The sequence below is a fragment of the Sorangiineae bacterium MSr11954 genome, from assembly GCA_037157815.1.
In the GTDB taxonomy this organism is placed as follows: domain Bacteria; phylum Myxococcota_A; class Polyangia; order Polyangiales; family Polyangiaceae; genus Pendulispora; species Pendulispora albinea.
On sequence record CP089984.1, the window covers coordinates 10654576 to 10680352 of the forward strand.

At 66.0% G+C, this 25777-nt stretch carries 19 protein-coding genes; 11 read left to right on the plus strand and 8 right to left on the minus strand.

Annotation, left to right across the window (positions count from 1 at the left end):
• Positions 1 to 38: 38 nt before the first annotated feature.
• From LZC94_41720 to budA, 6 genes are all read right to left on the minus strand, one after another.
• The gene (locus tag LZC94_41720; protein ID WXB14332.1) at positions 39 to 1391 is read right to left on the minus strand and encodes an HlyD family efflux transporter periplasmic adaptor subunit; all 1353 of its coding nucleotides are present in this window, start codon (positions 1389 to 1391) and stop codon (positions 39 to 41) included.
• Positions 1388 to 2908, minus strand: a complete 1521-nt coding sequence (locus tag LZC94_41725) for a TolC family protein (protein ID WXB14333.1) — start codon at positions 2906 to 2908, stop codon at positions 1388 to 1390. Before LZC94_41725 ends, LZC94_41720 begins: the two co-directional genes overlap by 4 nt.
• Positions 2901 to 4679 carry an ABC transporter permease gene (locus LZC94_41730; protein WXB14334.1) on the minus strand — a complete coding sequence of 593 codons (1779 nt, stop codon included), beginning with the start codon at positions 4677 to 4679 and terminating at the stop codon, positions 2901 to 2903. Before LZC94_41730 ends, LZC94_41725 begins: the two co-directional genes overlap by 8 nt.
• Positions 4679 to 5419, minus strand: coding sequence for an ABC transporter permease (locus LZC94_41735; GenBank protein WXB14335.1), 741 nt, complete (start codon positions 5417 to 5419; stop codon positions 4679 to 4681). The genes LZC94_41730 and LZC94_41735 overlap by 1 nt, the downstream gene beginning before the upstream one ends.
• Before the next feature lie 2 nt (positions 5420 to 5421).
• A complete protein-coding gene (locus LZC94_41740; GenBank protein ID WXB14336.1) occupies positions 5422 to 7917 on the minus strand; it encodes an ABC transporter permease in 2496 nt (831 codons plus the stop codon).
• Positions 7918 to 8113: 196 nt separating this feature from the next.
• Positions 8114 to 8887 carry an acetolactate decarboxylase gene (gene budA, locus LZC94_41745; protein ID WXB14337.1) on the minus strand — a complete coding sequence of 258 codons (774 nt, stop codon included), beginning with the start codon at positions 8885 to 8887 and terminating at the stop codon, positions 8114 to 8116.
• Between the two features lie 78 nt (positions 8888 to 8965).
• On the opposite strand from budA, the gene LZC94_41750 reads away from it, so the two are divergent.
• The 11 genes from LZC94_41750 to LZC94_41800 all read left to right on the plus strand — a co-directional run bounded on the left by LZC94_41750 (position 8966) and on the right by LZC94_41800 (position 24111).
• Entirely contained in the window at positions 8966 to 9835 is an 870-nt protein-coding gene (locus LZC94_41750; protein ID WXB14338.1) for a LysR substrate-binding domain-containing protein, read from the plus strand.
• A 65-nt stretch (positions 9836 to 9900) separates the two neighbouring features.
• Entirely contained in the window at positions 9901 to 11700 is a 1800-nt protein-coding gene (locus tag LZC94_41755) for a fumarate reductase/succinate dehydrogenase flavoprotein subunit (protein ID WXB14339.1), read from the plus strand.
• Positions 11697 to 11981 carry a ferredoxin family protein gene (locus LZC94_41760; protein ID WXB14340.1) on the plus strand — a complete coding sequence of 95 codons (285 nt, stop codon included), beginning with the start codon at positions 11697 to 11699 and terminating at the stop codon, positions 11979 to 11981. Before LZC94_41755 ends, LZC94_41760 begins: the two co-directional genes overlap by 4 nt.
• Before the next feature lie 20 nt (positions 11982 to 12001).
• The gene (locus tag LZC94_41765) at positions 12002 to 12967 is read left to right on the plus strand and encodes a HEAT repeat domain-containing protein (protein WXB14341.1); all 966 of its coding nucleotides are present in this window, start codon (positions 12002 to 12004) and stop codon (positions 12965 to 12967) included.
• A gap of 21 nt (positions 12968 to 12988) precedes the next feature.
• Positions 12989 to 14527, plus strand: coding sequence for an ABC transporter substrate-binding protein (locus LZC94_41770; GenBank protein ID WXB14342.1), 1539 nt, complete (start codon positions 12989 to 12991; stop codon positions 14525 to 14527).
• Positions 14524 to 15315: an ABC transporter permease gene (locus tag LZC94_41775; GenBank protein WXB14343.1), complete on the plus strand. Its 792-nt coding sequence runs from the start codon at positions 14524 to 14526 to the stop codon at positions 15313 to 15315. Before LZC94_41770 ends, LZC94_41775 begins: the two co-directional genes overlap by 4 nt.
• A complete protein-coding gene (locus LZC94_41780) occupies positions 15312 to 16142 on the plus strand; it encodes an ABC transporter ATP-binding protein (GenBank protein WXB14344.1) in 831 nt (276 codons plus the stop codon). Before LZC94_41775 ends, LZC94_41780 begins: the two co-directional genes overlap by 4 nt.
• 587 nt (positions 16143 to 16729) lie before the next feature.
• Positions 16730 to 19180, plus strand: coding sequence for a M4 family metallopeptidase (locus LZC94_41785; GenBank protein WXB14345.1), 2451 nt, complete (start codon positions 16730 to 16732; stop codon positions 19178 to 19180).
• A 693-nt stretch (positions 19181 to 19873) separates the two neighbouring features.
• On the plus strand, positions 19874 to 21604 hold the full coding sequence (locus LZC94_41790) for a M4 family metallopeptidase (GenBank protein WXB14346.1): 1731 nt from the start codon (positions 19874 to 19876) through the stop codon (positions 21602 to 21604).
• Positions 21605 to 21751: 147 nt separating this feature from the next.
• Positions 21752 to 23251, plus strand: a complete 1500-nt coding sequence (locus tag LZC94_41795; protein WXB14347.1) for an Ig-like domain-containing protein — start codon at positions 21752 to 21754, stop codon at positions 23249 to 23251.
• Positions 23252 to 23253: 2 nt separating this feature from the next.
• The gene (locus LZC94_41800; protein WXB14348.1) at positions 23254 to 24111 is read left to right on the plus strand and encodes a GNAT family N-acetyltransferase; all 858 of its coding nucleotides are present in this window, start codon (positions 23254 to 23256) and stop codon (positions 24109 to 24111) included.
• Here LZC94_41800 and LZC94_41805 read toward each other — a convergent pair.
• On the minus strand, positions 24098 to 25057 hold the full coding sequence (locus LZC94_41805) for a hypothetical protein (protein ID WXB14349.1): 960 nt from the start codon (positions 25055 to 25057) through the stop codon (positions 24098 to 24100). The two genes, LZC94_41800 and LZC94_41805, sit on opposite strands and share 14 nt — an antisense overlap.
• Before the next feature lie 517 nt (positions 25058 to 25574).
• Positions 25575 to 25754, minus strand: coding sequence for a TIGR04563 family protein (locus tag LZC94_41810; GenBank protein WXB14350.1), 180 nt, complete (start codon positions 25752 to 25754; stop codon positions 25575 to 25577).
• Positions 25755 to 25777: the final 23 nt, after the last annotated feature.

Consider the following 25777-nt stretch of genomic DNA (forward strand, 5'->3'; position numbering starts at 1 on the left):
GTCCAAGTGCGCGGCCAATCGCTTCTCGGAGCTCGCCGCTAGCGCAGCTCGAGGCGATCCACCGCGGCGTACGCCGTCATGTCCGAAAGAATCACCGCGTCGCCCGCGCGCAGGCCGCTCACGACCTCGACCGTCTTCACCGACGAGCGCCCGAGCTGGACGGGGACGCGCACCGCCTCGTTCCCCACCACCTTGAAGGCCGTGATGCTGCCTTGCGGCGTGGCCATCGGCGGGCGGTCGATGTAGAGGACGTCGGTCAGCCGCTCGATGACGATGCGCCCGTCGACGCTCAAGTCCGGGCGCGCGCCCGGCGGGAGCGCCCCATCGAAGGTGACGTCGACCTTGACGGTGCCGTTCTGAACGGCGCCATCCATGCGCGTGACCTTGCCGTCGACGATCCCGTTGTGCGTATCGACGGAGACCGTTTGCCCCATCTGCACGTCCTTGGCCTGCGTTTCGGCCACGCGCAGCTCCGCTTTCAGCTTCTCCGGCTGCGCGACCTTGCCGAGCACCACGCCTTGGGTCACCCACTGCCCGACCTGCACCGGTACGTCGGCCAGCACGCCGGCGACGCCCGCGCGCACCGAGAGCTCCTCGAGCTGGCGCCTGCGGAACGCGGCGATCGAGCCGAGTCGTTCGACCTGCGCCTTTTGCACCGTGAGCTGCGCGCTGGCTTCTTTTTCGATGGCACCCAGGCGCTTGACCTCGAGCTCGACCCGTCCATCGAGCGACTCGGCGCGGCCTTGCGATTGCGCCATTTCGAGCTTCGAGAGAAAGCCCCGCCGCGCGAGCTCACCGTCGGCCTCGGCCCGGCGCGTGCTCTCGACGGCGTCGGCGCGAAGGCCCACCATTTGGGCCTCCTGGGCGAGGTGCTGGTTGCGCAAGCGCGCCTCCAGGTTCACGAGCTCCGCCTCGGCCGCCGTCTTCTGCCGGTCGGCCTCCAGGGACTGCAAGACCAGATCCGGATTGTCGAGCACGACCACCACCGTCTCGGGCCCCACGGTGGCCCCGGAGCGGGCGCGCACCTCGAGCACGCGCGCAGGCGTGGTGGCGGTGAGCCAGCGGACTTGCTCGGGGACCAGGCTGCCGACGCCTTGCACCTCGCGCACCATGGCGCCCTGTTTCACCGTATCGATCCACACGGTGGCGCGGTCGACGGTGGGGAGCGCGCGGTGCATCCGGGAGAGGCCGAAGGTGGTGGCGAGGACCGCGGCGATCGCACCCGCGGCGAGGTAGAAGCGCTTTCGCGAGCGCGGCTTTTTCCGGGGCACGTCGGTTCCGGTGGCGGGCGGGCCGCCCGGCGGAAGGTGCGACGTGTGGGGCGCGCCCGCGGGTGATGCCGGCGTTCCAGGTGAAGGCGGCGTTCGTAGGGGTGTGACGGAGGGGTTCATGGAGTGCTCCGAGACGCGGTGCGCAGGGCGATGCCATGGCGGGGCAAGATGTCGGCGGTGAGCGCGTCGACGGTCGCCATGGCCTTGGCGTTGTCGATCGCGGCGCGCAGGAGGCGAAGGCGCACGTCGGTGACCGCTTGCTGCCGCCTCAGCACGTCGAAGTTGGTTGAGCGGTTCGCTTGAAAGCGCGCTTTTTCGCCCGCCAAGTCGAGATCGGCCGCCGAGGCGGCGCGCGCCAGCACCTCGGTCCGGCGGTGGGTCGCGTCGAGCGCCGCGAGCGCGTTGGTGACGTCGTTCGCGACCCGCGTGCGCGCTTCCTCGGCCAACAGGTGCGCCTTGTGGGCGCGCTCCATGGCCGCGTCGCGCGCGCCGCGCTGCCCGCGGCGCTCCACGGGCTCTTGAAAGACGATGCCCGCTTGCACCGTGTAGCCGCCGAAATTCCCGAGGTTCGACAGCGCCTTGGACGGGTCGTTGCCGACCCCGAGCGCACCGCCCGACGCGTAGACGTCGAGCATCGGCAAGAGCGCGCTCTCGGCCACGTCGATGTCGATGGTCGCCGCCCGCGCCTGCGCCTCGAGGGCGAGGACTTCGGCGTTCTGCGCGAGGGCGCGCGCGAGCACGTCGCCTCGCAGCGAGGCGAGCACGGTGGGTTCGTCGGAGGGGTAAACGAGCGGGCGCTCCGTGGGGTATCCAAGGAGCCTCGCGAGCTCGGCGCTGCGCTGGGCCAGCACACGCTCGGCGTCGATCGCCTCCTCTTCGCGGAGGGCCACGCTCACCTCGACCTCGGCCGAGCCCGAGGGCGACTGCTTGCCCACGTCGATCTGCGCCATCACCGCGCGAAGCTGCTCGCGGGTGGCGTCGCGCGCCTCCCGCCGCAAGGCCAAGGCGCCCGTCGCGTAGCGGAGCTCCCAGTACGCATGCGCCACATCGCGAAGGAGCGCCGACGCGCCCGCGACGAGCTTTCGCGTCGTGATCCCGCGATCCGCGTTCGCCTGCCGCGCCTTGGCGCGCGCCACGTCGTAGCCGCGCCCGCGCAAGAGCGGCTGCGTGAGCCCGAGCTGCACGCTGGGCGTGTACACGTCCGCCGGCACGATGCGCATGGGATCCGCGTCCGACGAGACACCCCGGCGCACGTACGGCGCATCGAGCTTCAACGCGACGCTCCCCCCCGTCGAGAACGGCCGCGTGAGCGACGCCGCCACCCCCACGCGATCATAAGGCGAGAGCACCGACGCCCCCGTCACGTTATCCGTACGCGAACGGCTCCACGTCGCCGAGGCATCGACCACGAAATCGTCGAGCCCGCGCGCCTCGAGCACCCGCGCGTCCGCCACCGATACATCCACGAAGCTCGCCGCCAACGCCGGGTTCTGCGCCACCGCAACCCGCATCGCCCCCACCAACGTCAACCCATCCCCCGTCACGGGCCGGCCCCCTTCGGCTCCCTGCGCACGCGCCCGTGCCGTCACCGACAGCCCCAGAACCCCCGCCAGCACCACAACGCCCCACTTATTCATGTCGCATCGCCGCCATCGGATGAACGCGCGTCGCACGCCGCGCGGGGATGTAGCTCGCCAGGGCGGCGACGCCGCCCGTAACCACGATGACGAGCGCGTACGTCGCCGGATCGAGCCCGCTCACCTCGAAGAGCAGACGATTGAACCAATGTCCGAGCGCCACCGTCACACCTCCCGCCGCCACCAGCCCGACCGCGATGCCCATCACCGCCAGCCGCATCCCCTCCAGCACGAGCATCCGTTGAAGCCGCCCGGCATCCGCCCCCAAGGCCATCCGAATCGAGAGCTCTTTGGTCCGCTGCTCGACCGAATACGACATCACGCCGTAGATGCCGATGGCCGCCATCAAGAGCGCCACCCCAGCAAAAAACGAAAGGAGCGTCGTCAGAAAGCGCGGCTTGGCGATCGCGTCGTAAACCACACGATCCATCGTCTCCAAGTGCGCGATCGGCAGCCCTCCGTCGCGCGAGGCGACGTACGCCCGCACCGACGCGAGCAGCGAACGCGGATCCCCCTCCGCCCGGAGCACCAGGTAGAGCGCGCGCGGCACGAAGGTCTCGCCGGCCACCTGACGATGCCACCCTGGCGTCTGGCGGATGGGCAGATACAGCTCGGTACCGGCCTTGTTGTCCAAGCCGGCCTGCTTCACGTCGGCCACGATGCCGATGATGGTCTGCTCGGCGGGAGACTCCCCCATCGGGGCCTGCCTCGTCGCGCGGATACGCTTTCCAATCGGATCTTCGTCGGGCCAATACTCGCGCGCCATCGCCTCGTTGATGATCGCGACCTTGGGCGACGTCTCCGTGTCGGTGGCGTCGAAGAGGCGCCCGCGAACGAGGGCGACGCGCATGGTGGAGAAATACTCGTCGCCCGTGAGCTGCCAGTAGTCGACGTTCCACTCCTTTTGGGTCGGCGGTGGAGGCACGCGTCCCACGATGTCGAAGCTGTTCGAGTTGATGGGGCGCATGGGGGGCAGCCCCTCCACGAGGGTCGCGCCCTGCACGCCCGGCAAGGCCCGCGCGCCCTCGAGCAGCCGATTCCAGAACGCCATGACGTCGGCGTCGGTGGGGTAAGCCTTCTTCGGCAGCGCCAGGTTCAAGGTCACCAGACCCCGCGGATCGAACCCGAGCTCGGTCTTTTGAATGTGCACGAAGCTCCGAATCATCAACCCCGCCCCCGTGACGAGGACGATGGCCAGCGCCACCTGGACGAGGATCAGCGCGCGCCGAAACAGCTGCTTTCCCCGGCTGCTGGTGGTGCGCTGCCCGGCCGCACGGAGCGTCCCCCCGAGGTCGCCGCTCGCATGAAAGATGGGGGTCAGACCGAGCACCAGGCTCGTCCCCATGGCCACGGCCACCGCGTACGCCAGCACCGTCGTGTCGAGCTGAATCTCGCTCGCCCGAGGGATGCCCTCGGGGAGAAGGGCCATCACCGCGTCGAGCCCCCACATCGCGCAGAGGATCCCGCTCCCCGCGCCGAGCACCCCCAGCACGAGGCTCTCCGTCAAAAATTGGCGAGCCATACGCCCGCGGCTCGCCCCCAGCGCCACCCGCACGGCGATCTCGGAGCTCCGAACCTCTGCGCGCGCCAGGAGCAAGTTCGAGATGTTCGCGCACGCGATCAGCAGCACGAACACCACCGCCACCTGCAACGTGAGCAACGCCAAGCGCACCGAGCCGACCACCTCTTCGTGGAGCGGGCGATACGCGACCGGGTGCAGATCGGGTGTGATCGTGTGCATCCCTTGGTACGCGGCCGCCCAAGCCGGCATCAATGACGCCATCTCTGCCTGCGCAGCCTCGATCCCCACCCCTCCCGAAGGCGCCCAATCGCTCGAAACCAATGGTTCCCGCGCCCCATCTTGGAGCTATCGATCCCCGCCGGCACCCAGATTTGCGCCCGCTCGGGGAAATCGAAATCGCGCGGCATCACCCCGACCACGGTGGCCGGCATGGCGTTGACCTTCACCGTGCGCCCCACGATGTTCGGATCCCCCCCGAAGACCGTCTTGAAGACGTCGTACCCCAGCACCACCACGCGCGTACCGCCATAGCCGTACATGGCGGCGCTCGGATCGCCGGGCACGTCCTCGCTCGCGTCGAAGAATCGCCCCAGCATCGGCGCGACGCCGACCGTCGGCAGCAAGCTCGCGGTCGCGAACGTCGTTCGCACGGCCACCGGCTTGTCGCCACCCGTCAAGTTCGCGTCCTCCGTGAACCACGCGCCCGCCGATTCCAGGGCGTGGGCGTCCTTCGCGATATCGATGTACTCGTGCCAGGAGAAGCCCCAATAACCGGGGAATTGCCCCGGGTACTGCGAGGCGACCTGAACCAATCTCCCCGGCTCGGCGAACGGCAGCGGTCGAAGGAGGATCGCATGGACGATGCTGAACACCACGGTGTTCGCGGCCACGGCGAGCCCCAGGGTCACGATGGCCACGGCCGTGAAGCCGGGGTTCTTCAGCAAGAGGCGAATGGCAAAACGAATGTCTCGAAGCATCGATGTCGTCATCCTCACTCGTTGCGCATGGCAATCATCGGGTGAACACGGGTCGCGCGGCGCGCTGGGAGCCAGCACGCGAGCGCCGCCACGAGCGCGGTGCTCACCACCACCAGCGCGTAGGTCGCCGGGTCGAGCACGCCCACGTCGAAGAGCAGCGCGGAGAGCCAATTTCGGAGCCCGAGGCTCACGACGAAGGCGCACGCGAGGCCCAGCACCACGCCGGCCGCCGCCAGCCGGAGGCCCTCGAGCACCAGCATCTTCTGAAGGCGCCCCGCGTCGGCGCCGAGGGCCATCCGGATCGACAGCTCCCGGGTGCGCTGCTCGATCGAATACGACATGACGCCGAAGATACCGATGGCCGCCATCACCAGCGCGATGCCCGCGAACACCGTGAAGAGGAGCGCGACGAAGCGCGGCTTGGCCACGGCGTCGTAGAGCACGTCGTCCATCGTGTTGAGCCGGGCGACCGCCAGGCCCTCGTCCAGCGAGGCCACGTGCGCACGCAGCGCGCCGAACAGCGCGCGCGGATCGTTCTGCGCGCGGATGACGAGGTACATACTCTCGGGCATCAGGCTCCAATCGCGCGAGCCATCGCCGTATCGCTCCAGCTGCCGAAGGGGGAAGTAGAGCTCGGGGGTCGCGGGCGCGTCGAGGCCCTGCTGCTTCACGTCGCCCACCACGCCGATGATCGTCTGCTCGACCGCCGGCTCCCCCGGGCGCGCGACCCGGTAGCCGATGATGCGCTGCCCGACCGGATCTTCACCGGGCCAAAACTTGGTGGCCATGGCCTGGTTGATGAGCACGACGGCCGGCGCGTTCGGACCGTCGGACGGGGTGAAGACGCGCCCGCGCACGACGGGGATCCCCATGGTCGAAAAGAAATCGTCCCCCGCGTACTGCCAGTTGTCGACGTTGCTCACCATCCCCGGCGTCTCCGGCCGCCCCACGATGCGAAAGCCGTTGTAGGCCGCGCGGTGGCGCGGCATCAGCTCGCGCATGAGCGTCGCCGATTGGACGCCGGGCAGGTTCGCGGCGCCGTCGCGCAGGCGGAGCCAGAAGTCGAGCATCTTCGCCTCGGTGTCGTACGTCTTGTCCGGCAGTTGAAGCTGCAAGGAGACGACGTTGCGCGGATCGAACCCGAGCTCCACCTGCTGCAGCCGCACGAAGCTCCGAACCATGAGCCCCGCGCCCAGCACGAGGACGCACGCCAAAGACACCTCCAAGACGATGAGCGCGCGGCGGAAGAGCTGCTTGTTTCGCCCGCCCGTGGTCCGCTGCCCGGCCGCGCGCAAGGTCCCCGCGAGCTCCCCGTGCGCATGGATGATGGGGGCGAGCCCGAACACCAGGCTCGTCCCCATCGAGACGAGCACGGCGAAGGCGAGCACGGTGGGGTCCAAGTGGATCTCGCTCGTGCGCGGCACACCGTCGGGGAGGAAGGCCATGGCCGCGTCGATGCCCCACATCGCGAGCAAAATGCCGGTCCCCGCGCCGAGGCAGCCCAGGACGAGGCTCTCCGTCAAGAACTGCCGCACCATGCGCGGCCGGCTCGCGCCGAGGGCGGTCCGCACGGCGATCTCACCGCTGCGTGCCTCCGCGCGCGCCAAGAGCAGGTTCGAAATGTTGGCGCAGGCGATGAGGAGCACGAACATCACCGCCGCTTGCAAGGTCCACAGCGCGACGCGCACGCTCGCCACCTTGTCCGGGTGCAGCGCGCGCAGCACCAGCGGGTGATCGCGCGGATCGATGACGTCTTCCGTGGCGGGCGAGCGCCCTTCCGACCAAGCCGGCATGAGCAGCGCGAGCTCCGCCTCGGCCTGCGCGATGCTCACCTCGGCCTTCAAGCGCGCCACCACGTGCAAGCGATGGCTGCCATACCGCCGATCGCGCGCGAGCTCCTCCGGGTCGATGCGCAAGGGGAGCCACACGTCGACCCACTCGGGGAAATCCACGGCCTTGGGCATCACGCCGACCACGGTGACCGGCACCGCGTTGACATAGACCGTCTTGCCGACCACGCTGGGATCGGCGCCAAAGAGGCTCTCGTACAGCCGATACGCGAGGACCACCACCCGCGGATCGCCGGGCGTGTCCTCGCTGGGGTCGAAGAACCGACCGAGGAGCGGCGCGACGCCCATGGTGGGCAAGAAGCTCGCGGTGACGAGCGCGGCGTTCACCGCCACCGGGTGATCCCCACCGGACAAGTTGGTGGCGTGGAGGTCCATGTTCCACGCGCCCACCGACTCGTACGACTTCGAATCCCTCGCCAGATCGACGTACTCCGGCGCCGAGACCGGGAACTGATACCGCTCGCGCATGGGGGCCTGCGTGTAGACACGCACGAGCCGCTCGGGGTGCGGGTACGGCAACGGGCGAATGAGGATGGCGTCGACGATGCTGAAGACCACCGTGTTCGCGGCCACCGCCAAGCCGAGCGTGGTGATGGCGACGATCGTGAAGCCGAGGTTCTTCACGAGGAGTCGGAGCGCGAAGCGGACGTCCTGAAGCATGGGGTAGCCCCACGCCTAAGCAAAGGATGGGCCGGGCCGATTTGCGGCACCAAATATGCGAATTATTTCACCATTTATCTGCCGTCCCGGATTCGGCATGTTCGATTTTGGGACGGCGAATCCCGGAAGGGAGACGCCTTCTCCGAGACCTCCGCGCGGACGGTCCCCCCAACCCTCCTGGAGGGCAGGCGTCTCGCTATCGTTCGGTTTCGAGATCGCGCTCGTAGAATTCGCCCGCGCGGGGCTGGTCGACGGTGAAGGCGGGGAGCTCTTGGATGGATACGTCGACGTCGTCGATGACGTAGGAGCGAACGTGTCCGCCGGCCTTGCGGTCGTCGCTCAGGTAGTGGAAGTGGTAGCCGACCCGGTCGAAGCGCTTCATGTAGGCGGGGCAACGAAACCCCACCAAGGTCCCCTCGGTGCCGGCGTGGTCGCGGTAGCGGTACTCGCGCAGCACGTCTTCCAGCGGGCGATACGGCTTTTCCTGCTTGTCGCCGTTGCCGGCCTCCACGTGCGCGAAGCGGCCGCGGATCCGCACCGCGTAGATGCGGTGCCCGGGGTCGAGCTGCGCGTCGAGCGTCTTTTCGAACTGCTCGCTCGTGAGCGGCCCCTCGAAGGTGATCGTCCTTTGCGGGCGGAAGAACGTCATCATCGCGTAGGGGGTCGTCTCGGTCGGGCCGAGCTCGATCATGGTGCCATCGGCCCGCGAGCGCCAGAAGGTGCCCTTCAGTGCGACAAGCTCCCCGTCGTTGCCATCGGTGGCGCCCAAGCCGAAATCACCGTGCTCGGCGAGCCGCTCCATGGGGATGACGCCGTCGTAAACGCCGGCGAGGTACGCCCCTCGAAAGGAGGCGTGGTAGAGGACGGCATTCGAGCGCGCGCCGCGCGTGCATCCCTCGCCGGCCACGATGGCGGAGCCGGCAGCGAGCAGCGAAACAACGGCGCCCATCCAGAGGATCCCTTTCGTCATGGGCCGTACCTAGGTGCCGCCCACAGTTTCGAAAATTGAAAGATTTGCGACAAACCAATTCGATCTCATAATGAATCGATGGTTCCGACCTACGACAGCGAATTGCTTCGCACCTTCGTCGCGGTGGCCGATGCGGGCGCCTTCGGCAAGGCCGGGGCGCGCCTGCACCTCACGCAGTCGACCATCAGCCAGCAAATGAAGCGGCTCGAAGAACAAGTCCAGCAGCCCCTCTTCGCCCCGAAAGGCCGGTGCCGCGTGCTCACCGAGTCGGGCGAGCTCTTGCTCGGCTACGCTCGGAGGATCCTCGAGCTCCACGAGTCGGCCGCCATCGCCATGAAGCGCGGCGCCGTGAGCGAGGTGGTGCGGGTGGGCGTGGTGCAGGATTTCGCCGGCACCCGGTTTCCGCAAGCGCTCCGCACGTTCGCGCGCCGCCACCCCATGGTGCGGGTCGAGGCGCGGGTGGCGGGAAGCCGCGAGCTCTCGGAGCTGGTCGACGAGGGGGTGCTCGACATCGCCATCCTCTTCGACGAGCCACGAACCCGTCGCGGCACCGCCATTCGCCGCACCAACCTCGCCTGGCTCGCGTCCCGCGACTTCGTCCCCCCCAAGCCCGGCGAGCCTTGGCCCCTCTTGCTCGACGAGGGCCCCTGCTCGTTTCGCGACCGGGCCATCGGCGCCTTGGACGAGCGGCGGATCCCGTGGCGCGTGGTCTATACGAGCCCCAGCCTCGCCGGCATCCAAGCCGCGGCGCAAGCGGGCATCGGTGTCTCCGTGCGCATCGCCGAAGACACCATCAACGGCCTGCGCATCCTCGGCCGCCGCGAGGGGCTCCCGCCGCTGGGCGGCGCCGTTTTGAAGCTGATCGCCCGCGCGGAAACGTTGTCACGACCGGCCGAAGAACTCGCCGCGTCGCTGCGAACCTCGTCCGCGCTGCGCGCCGTCGGCTGACTTGACCTACACCGCCGTTCGTTATAAGAGACAGCATCTCTATTTTAACGAACACGGAGCGGTGCATGGAGGTGAACGTCACCAAGGCCGATATCGTCGTGGTCGGAGGAGGCAGCGCCGGCTGCACGGCCGCCATCCATGCGCAGCAAAGCCTCCCGCGCGGTCGCGTGGTTCTGCTCGAAAAGGCGCACATCAAGCGGAGCGGCGCCATCGCCATCGGCATGGATGGCTTGAACAACGCCATCATCCCCGGCTTTGCGACCCCCGAGCAGTACGTCAAAGAAATTACGATGGCCAACGATGGAATCGTCAATCAAAAGGCGATCCTCGAGTACGCCGTCAACAGCTACCCCATGCTCGAGCAGCTCGATCGCTGGGGGGTCAAATTCCAGAAGACCGAGTCGGGCGCCTTCGACGTGAAGAAGGTGCACCACCAGGGCTCGTACGTGCTGCCCATGCCGGAGGGCTACGATCTGAAGAAGATCCTCACGCGCTTGGTCCTGCGCGCCGGGGTCAAGGTCGTCAACCGGGTGATGGCCACCCGTCTCTTGACGGACGGCGGCCGCATCGCCGGCGTGATGGGCTTCGACGTGCGCGAGGGCCGCTTCGAGGTGATCTCCGCCAAAGCGGTCATCCTCTGCTGCGGGGCATCGGGCCGATTGGGGCTGCCAGCCTCCGGATATTTGTATGGCACCTACGAAAACCCCGCCAACGCAGGCGACGGATATTCCTTGGCATATCATGCAGGTGCGGAGCTGACCGGCATCGAGTGCTTTCAGATCAATCCGCTCATCAAAGATTACAATGGCCCCGCGTGCGCTTATGTCACGGGCCCATTGGGCGGCCACACCGTCAACGCCCGCGGCCATCGCTTCATCCAGAGCGATTACTGGAGCGGCCAAATGATGATGGAGTTCTACAAAGAGCTCCACTCCCCCAGCGGCCCCGTCTACCTCAAATTGACCCACCTGGCCCCCGAGACGTTGACGGAGATCGAGCGCGTTCTGCATCGCACCGAGCGCCCGAGCCGCGGTCGCTTCCACGAAGGGCGCGGCCACGCTTACGGCGGCGATCTGGTGGAGATGCACATCTCGGAGATCGGGCTATGCAGCGGCCATAGCGCCTCCGGCGTCTGGGTCGACGAGCGCGGCGAGACCACCGTCGAGGGGCTCTTCGCCGCCGGCGATATGGCGTGCGTACCGCACAATTACCTCTTGGGCGCCATGACGTACGGGCGCATCTGCGCCGATCATGCGCTCGCGCGGGTGCAGAACACGGACGAGCCGCGCATCGACGAGGACGCGGTGGCCGCCGAAAAGGCGCGCGTCTTCGCGCCGCTGGCGCGGCCCAACGGCATTCCGCACCACCAATACGAATACAAAGTACGCCGGCTGGTGAACGACTACCTGCAGCCGCCGAAGACGGGGACGCGCATGGAGCTCGGGCTCTCCTATTTTCGGAGGGCCGAAGAGGAGCTCGCCGAGGTGGGCGCGAGCACCCCGCACGATCTCATGCGCGTGGCCGAGTGCGGGTTCATCCGCGATTGCGCCGAAATGGCGGCCGTCGCGTCCCTGCACCGCACCGAGAGCCGCTGGGGGCTCTACCACCACCGGCTCGATTACCCGGAGCTCGACAATGCGCGCTGGTTCTTGCACGTCAATGTTCGCAAAGACGAGGACGGCCGCATGCGCGTCCTCGAGCGACCGGTGGCGCCGTACGTGGTCCCCATGAGCGACGAGGAGCTGCGGGGCTACCATGGCCTTCGCGTCACCGAACCGTCAGAGCCGTCAGCCCCGGCAGCTTCCTCGGGACCTTCCGAACCCCTGGAACCCCAGCCGCGCGCGCGAGAGGCCATCCCGGTATGAAAACGATTGAAAACCGTGAGCACGTCAAGGCGGAGCAGGCGCGGGTCGTCGGGAATGCGCACACGACGTTGCGCTTCGACGTGCCGGTGGTGGTCGACTTGGGCAAGTGCATCAAAGGGTGCCGCATTTGCATCGACTCGTGTCCCGTCGATTGCCTGGCGGTCGATCCGAACACGGGAAAGGCGCACATGAAGAACGACGAGTGCTGGTACTGCCTCGCGTGCGAGCTCGACTGCCCCAAGGACGCCATCACCGTCAAAATCCCATTTCTCTTGCGCTGATCGCGCACCCACGGCCCACCATGGATATCCCGGTCGAAAACTTCCTCGCACGATTGACCGATCCGGAGCCGAGCGTCCGCCAGCTCGCGCTCATCGAGATCGAGGAGATCGCCGCCGCCACCGCCAGCGACGAGGTGCTCGAGGCGCTGGTCGCGCGGGTGCGCGACGACGATCCCACGGTGCGCTCGCTCGCCATCGCGCGGCTCGAGGACCTCGGCGATCCGCGCGCCGTGCCGGCCATCGTGGCGGCGCTCGAGGACGGCGACGAAAAGGTGCGCGAGGCCGCCCTCACGTCCTTGCGCGAATTTCGCACGGAGGCCAGCGCCACGGCGCTCTTGCCGGGCATCGAGCACCCGAACCCCGAGGTGCGCGAGGCCGTGATCCTCGCCCTGCGCGATCACCGCGATCCGCGCGCCACCAAGCCCCTGGTGCGCGCCACCCGCGACGAGACGGCGCGCGTGCGGCGCGAGGCGGTGATCACCTTGGCGTATTTGCGGAGCCCCGAGTCGGTGTCCGCCTTGCGCGAGCGCCTCCGCGACGCGGACCCCGGCGTGCGACGGGTGGCGGTGGGCGCCCTCGACTTCTTCAATGCGCCGGTGCTCGTGCCGGATTTCATCGACACGCTCGGCGACGACGATTGGCAAGTGCGCCGCGAGGCCGCCATCGTCCTCGGGCGCTCCAAGGTCACCCAGGCCATCCCCCCGCTGCTCTCCGCCCTCGAGGATCCGTACTGGCAGGTCCGAAAAGAAGCGGTGTCGAGCCTCGGAAAGCTCGGCGCCGTCGCCGCGACCGAGGCGCTCGTTCACCTGCTGGACGACCTCACGTCCGACATCCGCAAAGCCGCCGCCCAAGCCCTCGGCGAGCTGGGCGCAGCCTCCGCACACCCGGCGCTCGAGCGCCTCGCCAAAGGCGATCCCGACGCCGAAGTCCGCAAAGCGGCCCGACATGCGCGCGACGCCATCGCCTCCGCGCGCGCCGTTCACTAGCTCGTCCCCTCGGAGTTCCCCATGCCCCCGCCCATCCCGACGAAGCTCCCATCGCGCGTTCTCCCGAGCACCGCCGCAGTTGGCACGTTCGGCACCTTTGGTCCGTCGGGCGCGCTCCGCGTGCTCTGCGCGATCCTCGTCCTCGTGACCTTCGGTGCGTGCAAACGCAGCGGCGGCAGCGCCGAAGGCGGCGGCTCGAACGAGGCGCCCCAGCAGTCCATCCGCATCTCCTTCGGGGTGCAGGACAGCACCATCAGTTGTGCGACCGGCGGGATCCTGGTCCGCGAGCTCGGCCTGCTCGACAAATACCTCCCAAAAACGGGCCGCTACGCCAATACCCGCTACCAAATCGAGTGGAAGAGCTTCACCTCGGGCCCGCCCATCACCACCGACATGGTCGCGGGCAAAATCGATATCGGCTTGATGGGCGACTTTCCCTCGGTCGCCAACGCCGATGCCTTCAAGGCAGCGGGCAAGCGCAGCGTGTACACGGCCGTCATCGCGGGGAGCGTGGACGGCGGCGGCAACGCCATCCTCGTCCCCGCCGATTCGCCGGTGGAGAGCTTGAGCGACTTGAAAGGGAAGCAAATCTCGGTTCCCTTTGGATCGTCCGCGCACGGCACCCTTTTGCGCGCCGTCCGCGAGCTGGGCTGGGATCCGGAGAAGGACATCACCTTGGTCTCGCAGTCCCCCGAGGTGGGCGGCACCTCGCTCCGAACCCATAAAATCGACGCCCACGCGGATTTCGTCCCCTACACGGAGCTCTTTCCCTTCCGAAAATACGCGCGAAAGATCTACGACGGCTCCAGCGCCCACGTGCCGACGTCGGTCGGCGTGGTCATCACCTCCGACTTTGCGGAGCGCCACCCCGAGATCGTGGTCGCCTATTTGAGGGCCACCTTCGAGGCCGACCGCCTCTTCACGGACGATCCCGAAAAATACAGTGAGCTCGTGCAAAAAGTGTCCGGGGTCGAGGCCGAAGTCGTTTACATGTTTCAGGGCCCCGCCGGGATTCAGCGCCGCGATTATTCGCTCAAACCCGAGTTCCGCAAAGGGCTGGAGACGGCCGTCGCCACCTTTGCGCAGCTGAAAAAGACAGTCAGCGTCGACGTCAACACCTTCGTGGACGACCGCTACGTCCGGCAAGCCGCCAAAGAGTCGGGCCTCGACTACGACGCGCACCTGGCCGATTACGCGCCCCTCCCCATCACGGCCCCTGACGCGGCCACCGGCCGCCCCATTACGGATCCCAAGCTCGCCGCGCAAATTTGGGTCAAGGACGAGCCCAAGGTCCGCGCCTACGCCACCATCGGCGCCGCCTTCACCGCCCTCTCCGAGCTCGCCAGCAGCGGAAAGACCGCGCGCGCCACCTATGTCCACGACCGCAACACGGGATTGAAGCTGCTCGCCGACTTTGCCTACTACGTGCGCGGCGAGGGCTCGGAGATCGCCGCGTTCCTCCTCAAAAAAGACGCTGAAACCTGGTCGCGCGCCCACAAAGGCGCGGCCCCCGCGCGCTTCGACGACGTGCGCGGCAAATCCGTGGCGGTCGCCAAATGATCGCGGCAACGAAACCCGTGCGGCCCATCGTGCGGGTCGGCTCGGTCCTGGTCGCGATCCTCCTCTGGCAGCTCGCCTCGATGAACCGCGTGGACACGTGGCTCATCAACTTCGGGAATTTGCCGGCCCCCACCGACGTGGCGCGCGCCGCTGCCTCCTTTTTGCAGTCGCCCAAGGTGGTACACCACGTTCGAAACAGCATCTTCCGCGTCTTCACCGGCTTTGGCGTGGCCACGGTGGTGGGCATCACCCTGGGCGTGGCCATCGGCCGCTCCAAGCGCATCGAGGACGTGATCCTCCCCTCCATCGAGACGTTGCGGCCCATCCCCGCGGTGGCATGGATCCCGCTGGCCATCCTGATGTTCCCGACCACCGAGGGGAGCATCCTCTTCATCACCTTCATCGGCGCGCTGTTTCCCATCGTGCTGAACACGATTCACGGCATCGAAGCCCTCGATTCGCGCTTGATCCTCGCCTCCCGCAGCCTGGGCGCCCGCCGGTGGAGCGTGCTGCGCGAGGTGGTGCTCCCGGGGGCGCTGCCCAGCATCGTCACGGGCCTGCGCCTCGGCATGGGCGCGGCGTGGCTTTGTTTGGTCACCGCGGAGATGATCGCGGGCCAATACGGCATTGGGTACTACACCTGGGAGTCGTACAACTTGCAGCGCTATCCCGATATCGTGGTCGGCATGGTGTTCATCGGCGTCTTCGGGATGCTGAGCAGCGCGCTCATCAACCGGCTCGGTCAGTGGCTCATGCCCTGGTACCGACCCGCAAAGGCCGAAACATGAGCGCCGCCACCGCAGGGAGCGTGGAGTTCAAGGGCGCCACCTTGTCGTTCGTCGACGGCGGGCGCCGGGTCGAGGCCGTGCGCAACCTCACGCTCCGCATCGACGCGGGCGAGTTCTTTTGCGTGGTGGGCCCCTCGGGCTGCGGAAAGTCCACCTTGCTCAAATCGATCGCCGGCTACCACCGGCCCGAGAAGGGCGAGATCCTCGTCGATGGGCAGGTCCGCACGGAGCCCGGCCCCGATCGCGGCATGGTGGCACAGCAGCACACCCTCTTTCCCTGGCGCACCGCCTTGGACAACGTGTGCTTCGGCCCCAAGATGCGCGGCGTCGGCGCCGCCGAGCGCCGGGAGGCGGGGCGGCGGATGCTGGCGGAAATGGGGCTGGCCGGCTTCGAAGATTGCTATCCCGCGCAGCTCTCCGGCGGCATGCAGCAGCGGGTGGAGATCGCCCGCGCCCTCATCAACGAGCCCAAGGTGCTGCTCCTCGACGAGCCATTCAGCGCCCTCGACGCCGAGACCCGGCGGGTGATGCAGGAGCTCGTGCTCTCCATCTGGCAGGCGCGCCGGGTGACCGTGGTCTTCGTCACCCACGACATCGACGAGGCGCTTTTTCTGGCCGATCGCGTGCTGGTCCTCAGCCGCCGCCCCAGCGAAGTGCGCGCCGAGCTCCCCGTGGCCTACGAGCGGCCGCGCACCCTGGACATCCTCGCGTCCGCGGACTTCGTGGCCATCAAGCGAAGGTGCCTCGAGCTGGTTCGCGAGGGCTCGGCGCTGGGCGGCTCGGAATTGCAATCATCGCGTATTGGCGAAAAATTCGCCCTTGGATAAACGAACTTCGAAATGCAATTCCGGAATCGAGCCCTCGATCCGGAGTGCGTTCTGGACGAAGTCATTTTCACAACATCACCATCAACAATCCGACCCGTTGGTCGTTATTTTCAAATCAGCTTCCCTTCCGTTCGGACCATGGCTCCGTTACCAAAAATACAGTTTGGGTAATTTCGTTACCATTTGCACATCGACTCCCTTTGGCCCCCGATGCGCTGCGCCAAAGGGAGTTTTTGCATTTTCCGCCGTAAAACGAAGAAAAGCGGGGATAGCGTTCTGGTCGGCCCACAATGGAATTCATCGTTCCGTCAATTCATATCTTGACGCACCAAAGACCCGAGTGCTACGCCGGTACTTTCTTATTGTTAGAGTATTGACGGGTCTTAGCGTTCGGTGAGGTGGGTCGCGCAGATGTCATGACATGGGGAGAAGGAGCCCCATGCCATCGCCGACGAAGGGTCATAGGAAGACGGAACGACCGGCTCCTACCGACCCGAGTCGGCAGCTTTCGCACGCCCACTATTCGCCAATCGAGGATGTCTGCAAACGCATGCGCGACCACGCGCATATGCGGAAGGGGTGCTCCATTGATTCGAAAGATTCATCCATTCATTCGCGGCCTTGGTCTCCTGGGAATCGTCGCGATCGCGACTGCTTGCCAAACTTCGGAAGGTTACTCCGACGCGGAAGGCGAGGGAAAAGCCCTCCCTCGCTCCGGTCAGGATATTCAATCGGCGCTCACGGCCTTGCCGAGCGCCCAGGTCGTCGACGTGGATTCGAGCGGCGTTCCCACCTTCGTAACGGGGAATCTCGGTCGGACGCAGTCGGCGTCGCTGTCCGCGGGTGATGTACGGAACGTACTGGCCGAAATCGCGCCGGTCTTCCGCGCCGACCCGGCGCAACTCGTGCTTCGCAACGCCCACGTCGACGATATCGGCGATACGCACTACATCTTCACCCAGCAAAAGAACGGGCGCGCCGTGTTTGGCGGCGATTTCGCCCTGCACTCGCGCAACGGCGTGGCCTATGCCGCCAACGGCACGGTGCGCGACGATGTCGAAGCACCAACCGAGACGAAGATCTCCCTCGATGCGGCCATCGCGACGGCCAAGAGCGGCTACCCGACCCTGACCGAGCTGGCGGCCAGCTCGAAGGGCGACACCATTTACCTTCGTTCGGACTCGAAACTGGACCTCGTTTATGCCATCGAGGTCACGGGCGTGAAAGACGATCAGACCCCGGTGCGCGACACCGTCCTCGTCAACGCCATCGACGGTCGGGTGCTCCTGACGGCCCCGCACATCCACACGGCAAAAAATCGTGAGCTGCACGACGGGCAGACGCTCGTGACCCTCCCCGGCCCGCTCGTTCGCATCGAGGGCGCGTCCCCGGTGGCCGACGAGATCGTGAACAACAATTACGATCGCCTCGGCACCACCTATGACGGATACTTCGAGCTATTCGGCCGCGACTCCTTCGACAACGCGGGGGCGAAGCTCATTAGCACCGTCCACCACAAGGTCAACTACGTGAACGCGTTCTGGAACGGAACGCAGATGGTCTACGGCGACGGCGACGGCGTCAACGCCTCCAACCTCGCCAACGGCCTCGATGTCACGGCGCACGAGCTCACGCACGCCGTCACCGAGAAGACCTCGAACTTGACATACTCGGGTGAGTCGGGCGGCTTGAACGAGTCGATGTCCGACATCTTCGGAAATGTCATCGAGTGGTACCGCGACGGCAAGGTGGTGAGCGACAACACGTGGAAGGTCGGCGAAGACATCTGGACGCCCAACACCCCAGGCGACGCCCTTCGCTACATGAACGATCCGAAGAAGGACAACGTCTCGATCGACTGGTACCCGGATTACAGCGGTCAGGACGTTCACTACAGCTCCGGCATTTCCAACTTGGCCTTCTACTTGCTGGCACAAGGTGGCAAGCACCCGCGCGGCAAGTCGACCAACTTGGTCACCGGCATCGGCATCGAGAAGGCCGCGCGCATCTTCTTCCGCGCCAACACCACGGGCATCTTCCAAGCGTCGACCAAGTTCGCGCAGGCGAAGACGGGCACCGAGCTCGCGGCGCAGCAGCTTGGCTACACGACGGCGGAGATCAACTCGGTCTCCGAAGCATGGAAGGCCGTCGGCGTGGGTATCCCGCGTCCGATCCCGCCCTCCAGCCCCCTCACCAACGGGGTGCCGGTCGAGAACTTGAGCGGCGCGACGGGGTCCAAGATCTATTACACGCTCGAGGTCCCCGCAGGTCAAAATCTCCGATTCGAGATCAGCGGCGGAACGGGCGACGCGGATCTCTACGTCAAGTACGGAGAGCCGGCCGACACGAACTTCTACGATTGCCGGCCGTTCCTCACCGGGAACAATGAGTTCTGCAACATCCCCAACGCACAACCCGGCAAGTACTGGGTGCTGATCAATGGCTATGCAGCTTACACCGGTGTAAAGCTTCTAGCCACCTACGCGCCCCCCCCTCCGCCCGGCCGTCTCGTGATCAACGAGGTCGAATACGACGAGGTCGGTGACGACACGCAAGAATTCGTCGAGATCTACAACGCGGGTGGTCTGCCCGTGAACCTCAGCGGTTATTCGCTCTATTTGGTCAATGGTATCGACGATACCTCGTACTCGATCGTCGACTTGTCCGGCGCCGCTTCGCTCAATCCGGGGCAATACCTCGTCGTGGGTAGCCGCGGCGTTACGGTCCCGACCGGGGTCAAGAAGATCAACTTCCAGGGCCTGCGCGATCAAATCCAGAACGGCGCGCCGGACGGCCTCGCCCTCGTGAACGGAACCACGGTGGTCGATGCGCTCTCCTACGAGGGTGTCATCACGACTGCCCAGCTGCCGGGCATCGAAGGCACGGTCAACCTCGTCGAGGGCGCGCGCACCACGGCCTCCGACAGCAACACGGTGGTCCGCTCGCTCAGCCGTCTGCCGAACGGTGTCGACACCAACAACGCCGCAAGCGACTGGAAGGCCACGCCGAACGTGACGCCGGGCGCCGCGAACAATTAAACGAAACTAAACGAAGCACCCCGCGAAACATTTTTTCCGCGGGATGTTCGTGAAACCGTTTAGAAACACACTCGAACTCCCTTTCGTGACGCCTCGCGGCGCATGAAGGGGAGTTTGGCTTTTGTGGCGCGCGATTCAACTGGTGATTCACGATCCGGGCCGGGTCCAGAATCTTCTAGCCAGATGAGATCCATGCGTGGCCACGCAATGATTTTAATGATTCATAACTTCTTCACTTGACTCATTTGAACGGCACCTGTTACGCCGTCACTCCACTTAACGCGAAACGCGATTTGCTTAATCGCAGTCAACTTGCGTATCGGCGCTGGTGAAGGACAATGACGGTACATGTCATGGTAGTTTTCAGCCCTACCGATTCGTCAATAGCCCACTGACGAACCGACCTACCGCTCTGGCCTTTCACCCCGAGACACACATTGGACAGCGTACACACCACCAGTACGCAAAAACCGGAACGGAAACGGAAGGGGTGTTCCCATGCGTAGTCTCAAGCTTCATCGGATGTTTCGCCTTCTCGGGATCGTTGGCGTTGCAACACTTGCAGCTGCATGCTCCTCGGCGGGAGGCGATAGCGGGTCGGTAGGGAGTGGGCAAATTGGTGAGAAAGACGGGCAAGTAACCGAAGAGGTCCAATCGGCCCTCAATGCGCTCCCGGCCGCAACGGTCGTCAATGTGAGTGCATCGCGAGTTCCGGAGTTCATCACCGGAAATCTCGGTTCAGCTCAAGCGAAGAGCCTCTCGGAGGCGGACGTGCAGAGCGTCCTCGCCGCCATCGCGCCCGTGTTCCGCACGACCGCGAACAAGCTCCAATTCCGCGGAGCCCAGACGGACGATCTCGGCGACACGCACTACCGCTTCACGCAATTGAAGAATGGGCGTGAGGTCATCGGCGGCGATCTCATCGTGCACGTGCGCAATGGCGTCGTGTACGCGGCCAACGGCAACGTGCGCGACGACATCGCGGCGGCGCCGGACGCCAAGATCACGGCCACCCAGGCGCTCGCGCAGGCCCGAGGCGTGTCGATCGCCGCGGTCAATGACCTGGGCGTCAACGCCGCGCCGGAGCTCTTCTACTTCCGCCATGACGACGACCGGCTCGATCTCGTCTACAGCACCGAGGTCACGGGCACGCAGGCCGATGGAACCCCCGTCCGCGACACGGTCCTCGTCAACGCGGTCGATGGCTCGGTCTCCGCGCGCATTCCGCACATCCACACGGCTCGGAACCGCGAGGTGCACAACCTCAATCACGGCACCAGCCTCCCGGGCCCGGTCGCGCGCATCGAGGGCGGAGCGCAAAACTCGGATACGATCGTCAATCAGAACTACGATCACCTGGGCACGGTCTACGACGTCTACAAGAACGACTTCGGTCGCGACTCGTTCGACGGCGTCGGCGGCAAGCTGATTAGCTCCGTGCACTACAGCAACAACTACGTCAACGCCTTCTGGAACGGCACCCAGATGGTGTACGGCGACGGCGACGGCGTCCAAGCCTCGAACCTCGCCGCCTCGCTCGACGTCACGGGCCACGAGCTGACCCACGCCGTCACCGAGCGCACCTCGAACCTGACCTACTCGGGTCAGTCGGGCGGCTTGAACGAGGCCACCTCGGACATCTTCGGCGCCTACATCGAGTGGGTGCGCGACGGCCGCGGAACCCCGAAGAACGAGACGACGTGGACGGTCGGCGACGATGTCTGGACCCCCAGCACCCCCGGCGACGGCCTCCGCTACTTGTACGATCCGAAGAAGGACGGCCGCTCCATCGACTGGGGTCCGGACTTCGCGAACCAGGACGTGCACTACACGTCGGGCGTGCCCAACTTGGCGTTCTTCCTCTTGTCGGTCGGCGGCAAACACCCGCGCGGCAGGTCGACGGTCGAGGTGCCCGGCATTGGCATCGAGAAGGCCGCCAAGATCTTCTTCCGCGCCAACACGACGATCTGGACTGCGAGCACGACCTACGCGGCCGCGAGGACCGGCACCGAGCAGGCCGCGACGCAGCTCGGCTACACGCAGGCGGAAATCGATGCAGTCGGCAAGGCGTGGGAGGCCGTGGGCGTTGGTGGAACCACCCTGCCGCCCGCCATCGCGCTCGTGAACAACACGCCGGTCACGGGCCTGAGCGGCGCGACGGGCACTCAGAAGCTCTACAAGCTCGACGTGACGGCCGGCGCAACCAGCCTGAAGTTCACCACGAGCGGCGGAACCGGCGACGCCGATCTTTACGTGAAATTCGGCTCGCCTCCCACCACGACCAGCCGCGACTACGCGTCGGAGGGCTCGACGAACACCGAGAACATCAGCGTGCCCACCGCCAGGACGGGCACCTACTACGTGTTGGTCCACAGCTACCGGACCTACTCGGGCCTTACGCTCAAGGGCTCCTACACGCCGTGAAGCACAACAGTTCCTTCTAGGGGCGAGAGCTTCGCGAAGGACTGAGACGCCTTAATCCTCGGTCGGTGTCGAAGAGACGCCGACCGAGGATTCGGTTTTTCCGACATGCGACAGGATTGGCAAAGTGCACTAAAAATCGCACGCAGCATGATGAACGCGTGCGTTGGGGTATCGGTGCTCGGGGCGACTGCGCTGCTGGTCTTCGCCGTCGTCACGTCATCCTGTGGATCGGACGATGCGCCTGCGGGCCCGCGTGATGGTGGTCCGGATGGCATCGTCGTTCAACCTCCCGATACGGTCCCGCCGGAAATTCGCTTTCGGATGCCTGCCGACGCCGAGGAGCAAGTTTGGGTTCGCAACCCCATTCGTGCCGTGTTCTCGGAGCCGGTCAAGCTTGGCAAGGATCCGATAACGCTGTTGGCAAATGGCATTCCCATTCCGGCGAGCGCATCGCTTTCCGACGATGCAAACGTATTGACGATCGTTCCCAAATCGGAGCTCCCGGTTCCGGCCACGGTCTCCGTGAGCTTTGGGGATATCGAGGACCTGCATGGCAACGCGCTGGTCAAACGCCCCTGGAGCTGGAAAGCACCGCTCTGGGTTCGAGTGGGGGACCCGCTCAAGAACGACGGCTTCAAATCCCCACCGCTGGCCGCGGGGCCAGGAGAGCGGATCAGCGTGCTCATGGGTGTTCCGGGCAGAGAAGGAGACCTCGATCCGCCGCTGTCCCTATGGTCCAGCGAACGAACGACCAGCCCGTGGAGGCAGTCTCCCGCGGACGGAATCGGGGCGAGCTCCGAGCCACCGACGCTTCTCATCGATAAAGACGGCGTCCGCCTCATGTCTCACGTCACCTCCGACGGGGCCGTTATCGTCAAACGGTACACGGAGGGTCGAGGGTGGAGCGACATTGGAGGTGATTTTCGCTCGGTCCAAAGCGGCTCCACGGCGCTCGCGGTGGACGCGGACGGCATCTTGTTCTTGGCCTACGACGAGAGCCTCGCGGACGACGAAACGAACGTCGTGGTCCGGACTCTCCCGCGGGGGGCCACGTCTTGGTCATCGCTCGGCAAGTCGGTCAACGATTCCTCCACGGAGAAGGGCGCTCGTCTTCGGTCCCTCACGATCGACAAAAACGGCAAGGTCTATGTGGCATTTCGAAGCAAGACCTTGGACGGGCACGTTCGGTCCTGGTCCGGAACAGCATGGATCCCCGTCGGTATGCCGTTGAATGGCGGAGGGGAGAGCGCGCTGGAGACGAGCATCGCGACGAACGATGACGCCACGCTGTTTGCTCTCGTGAGCTTTAGCGATCGCAACCTGGCAAGGTGGTGGACTCGAATCCTGCGATTCGACGGTAACAATTGGACCAACCACGGCCCCGACATCACCAGGGGCGCGCAGGTCGGCTCACTTTTTTTCGCTCCGATGCGAGGCAATCGTCTGTTCGCGTATATGAGCGTCAACCCGGAGCTTGCACCGATCGAGGTGAACAGCAGCGGATGGGTATCGATACGGCCCCCAGCGGCTGCCACGTCGCCCGATGGGCGTTTGGCCGCCGGCGGCGCTACCATCGATCCCGAAGGTGTTCCCGTCATCGGATGGGCAGACAACGGCATTCTGAGCGTGGCGCGGCTGAATCGGTAGACATGGTGGACCCCGCGGCCCTGCAACGCATCGCCTCCCGCGGATGGCCCGCCGTCGAAACCGAACCCCTCGGTCCTTGGCTCCTGCGCGCCGCGGGCGGCTTCACCCGGCGCGCCAATTCGGCGCTCGCGACCGAGCCGCCCGATCGCCCCCTCGACGAAGCGCTCGCGCACGTGACGCAATGGTACCTCGCCCGCGGCTTGCCCGCCTACGTGCAGCTCGTGCAAGGCACGGCGCTCGACGCGGAGCTCGAACGGCGCGGATGGCTCCCGGAGGCGCCGGTGCACGTTCAAATCGCCAAGCTCGATGCGCTTCGGCGCGCGCTCGGCGAAGGTCACGATCACGACGAGACGCCGGGCGCGCTCGGCGAAGATCCCCATCGCGACGAGAGCCCGCGCAGCGAGAGCCCGCGCGACGAGAGCCCGCGCGATGACGTCGCGATCTCCGACCTACCCGATGCACCATGGATCGCCCGCTACCACAAAGCGTGCAATCTACACGCAAATGCGCTCCACGTCCTACGCGGAGGCCCGCACGTAGCCTTCGCGACCCTCCGCGGCGGCGATCCCGCGCGCGCGCGAGCCATCGGCCGATGCGTGATCGTCGACGGATGGGCGGGATTCTCCGCCATCGAGGTCGACCCCGCACACCGCCGGCGAGGACTCGCCACCACGGTGATGCGCGCCCTCACACGCTGGGCAGCGCGCGCCGGCGCCACCGATGCGTATTTGCAAGTCGAGACGGACAACGCGCCCGCCATCGCGCTCTACGCACGACTGGGCTTCGTCACCCACCACGATTACCATTACCGCCGCGCGCCCGCGCGCCATGAACGACGGCGCCCGATCACGAGCTCTTGAGCCGCGCGTGGGCGCCTAGGAAGCGCAAGCTGGTGACGGCGTAGCGGATGGCTTCGCGCACTTCGTCGGCGGAGATGGGCTTTTTGAGGACGGGGACGTCGAGGCGGGTGAGGCCGTGGTGCGCGATGCCGGTGACGAAGATGAAGCGGAAACGCCAGCTGGGGTCGAAGGCGCGCAGGCTGCGGTAAAGCTCGAGACCGCGCTCGCCGCGCAAAAGCTCGGAGACGATGACGTCGGGCGGAGCTTCGCTCTGGGCGATGCGGAGCGCCTGTTGGAGCGATACGACGTATTCGGCCTCCATGTCGTCGACCACGACCGATTTGCGATAGAACGAGTGCGAGGCGGGATCGTCGTCGACGAAGAGCACGCGACAGCGCAAGCTCGGTGCTTTGCGTCCCATGAGCGAGGCGGAAGGATCGAAGGTGCCGCTGGTGCGCACGGTTCCACTCGCGCGCGTGCGCTGCCCATTGAGCCAGGCCGTGACCTCGCGAACGAGGTGGGTCAAATCTTGGCTCTTCTGGATGTAGCCGTCGGCGCCGCACGCGAGGACCTTGAGGCGGAGCGTCTGCGGAGGGAGGTTCGAGTGAAGGAGAACGATCGTCTCCGGCCGCGTGTCGGCCCGTGAGAGGATCTTGGCGAGAGCATCGGCCGTGAGACCTCCGCTGCCGGCCCCGCTGCCCGCGTGCCCCGAAGCTCCATCGGCGGCTGCGCCGTTGCCGTTGGCCGCGCTGCCATTGCCCGGCCAACCGGAGCCGGAAGCTTGTACTTGCATATTGACGTCCAGCAAGACCAAGTCGGGCTTCACTCGAAGGACGGCGGATACCGATCCTTGACGCCCGTGCCGGGTGAGGACCCGACAGCCCACGGTGCTCAATGCTCCACGGATTTGCTCGAGATCCGAATCGCTGTCGCCGATGACCAAGACGGTTTGCCCTGCGCCATTCAACGTGCCACCTCCGCCCTCTCCTTCCGCTGCGCCTCACATGAAAGGGCAAGCGCGACACGCAATGAAAGAGAGAGAGCCCCCTCTTCGCTTTACTTGAAAGAAATCGACCCCAATGACGACTCGTGGAGCGTGCCCGTTCCAACGCGAGGCACTCCGAAGGAATACAGTGCGCACGCGATGGCGCATCGCAACCTCTGCGGCGACATTCTTTCACACGAAGATGCCGAAAAGCTGCAGCGCATGCCCTTCGTAGAAGGTGCCCCCCGCCTCGCGCAATGTTTCGCTACGCCGTCCACTGACCCGCCCCAGTATCTTGGACGTGCCAGTCCGGACTCACCTTGGGATGATTTCTCGATGCGCGCGCACGCCCGCCCTCGTCGATGAGATGCGGTCGTAAAGGTGAAGAAGTGACGAAACAAAAGGCATGAGATGCCTACGGCTCACTCACCCTTCGTAGACTCCGATGCAGCATGCTGCGCGCCGGGTCGCCCCGTGCAGCGCGCTGCACTCCGTCCAACTACGGCTCAGTCGAACCGGGCATCTTCTTCACTTCTTCGCGCGCCACCTTCCACGCGCGCTGCACCACCCATGAGAGGGAGCGCTGGAGCCGCGTCGCCTCCTGTTGGATTTCGACGAGCATCGACTCTGGGAAGTACAAGCTTTGCTTTCGCTTCTCGGATTTCGATTCGGTGGACATGACTCGGTCTACTTTAGTACGGC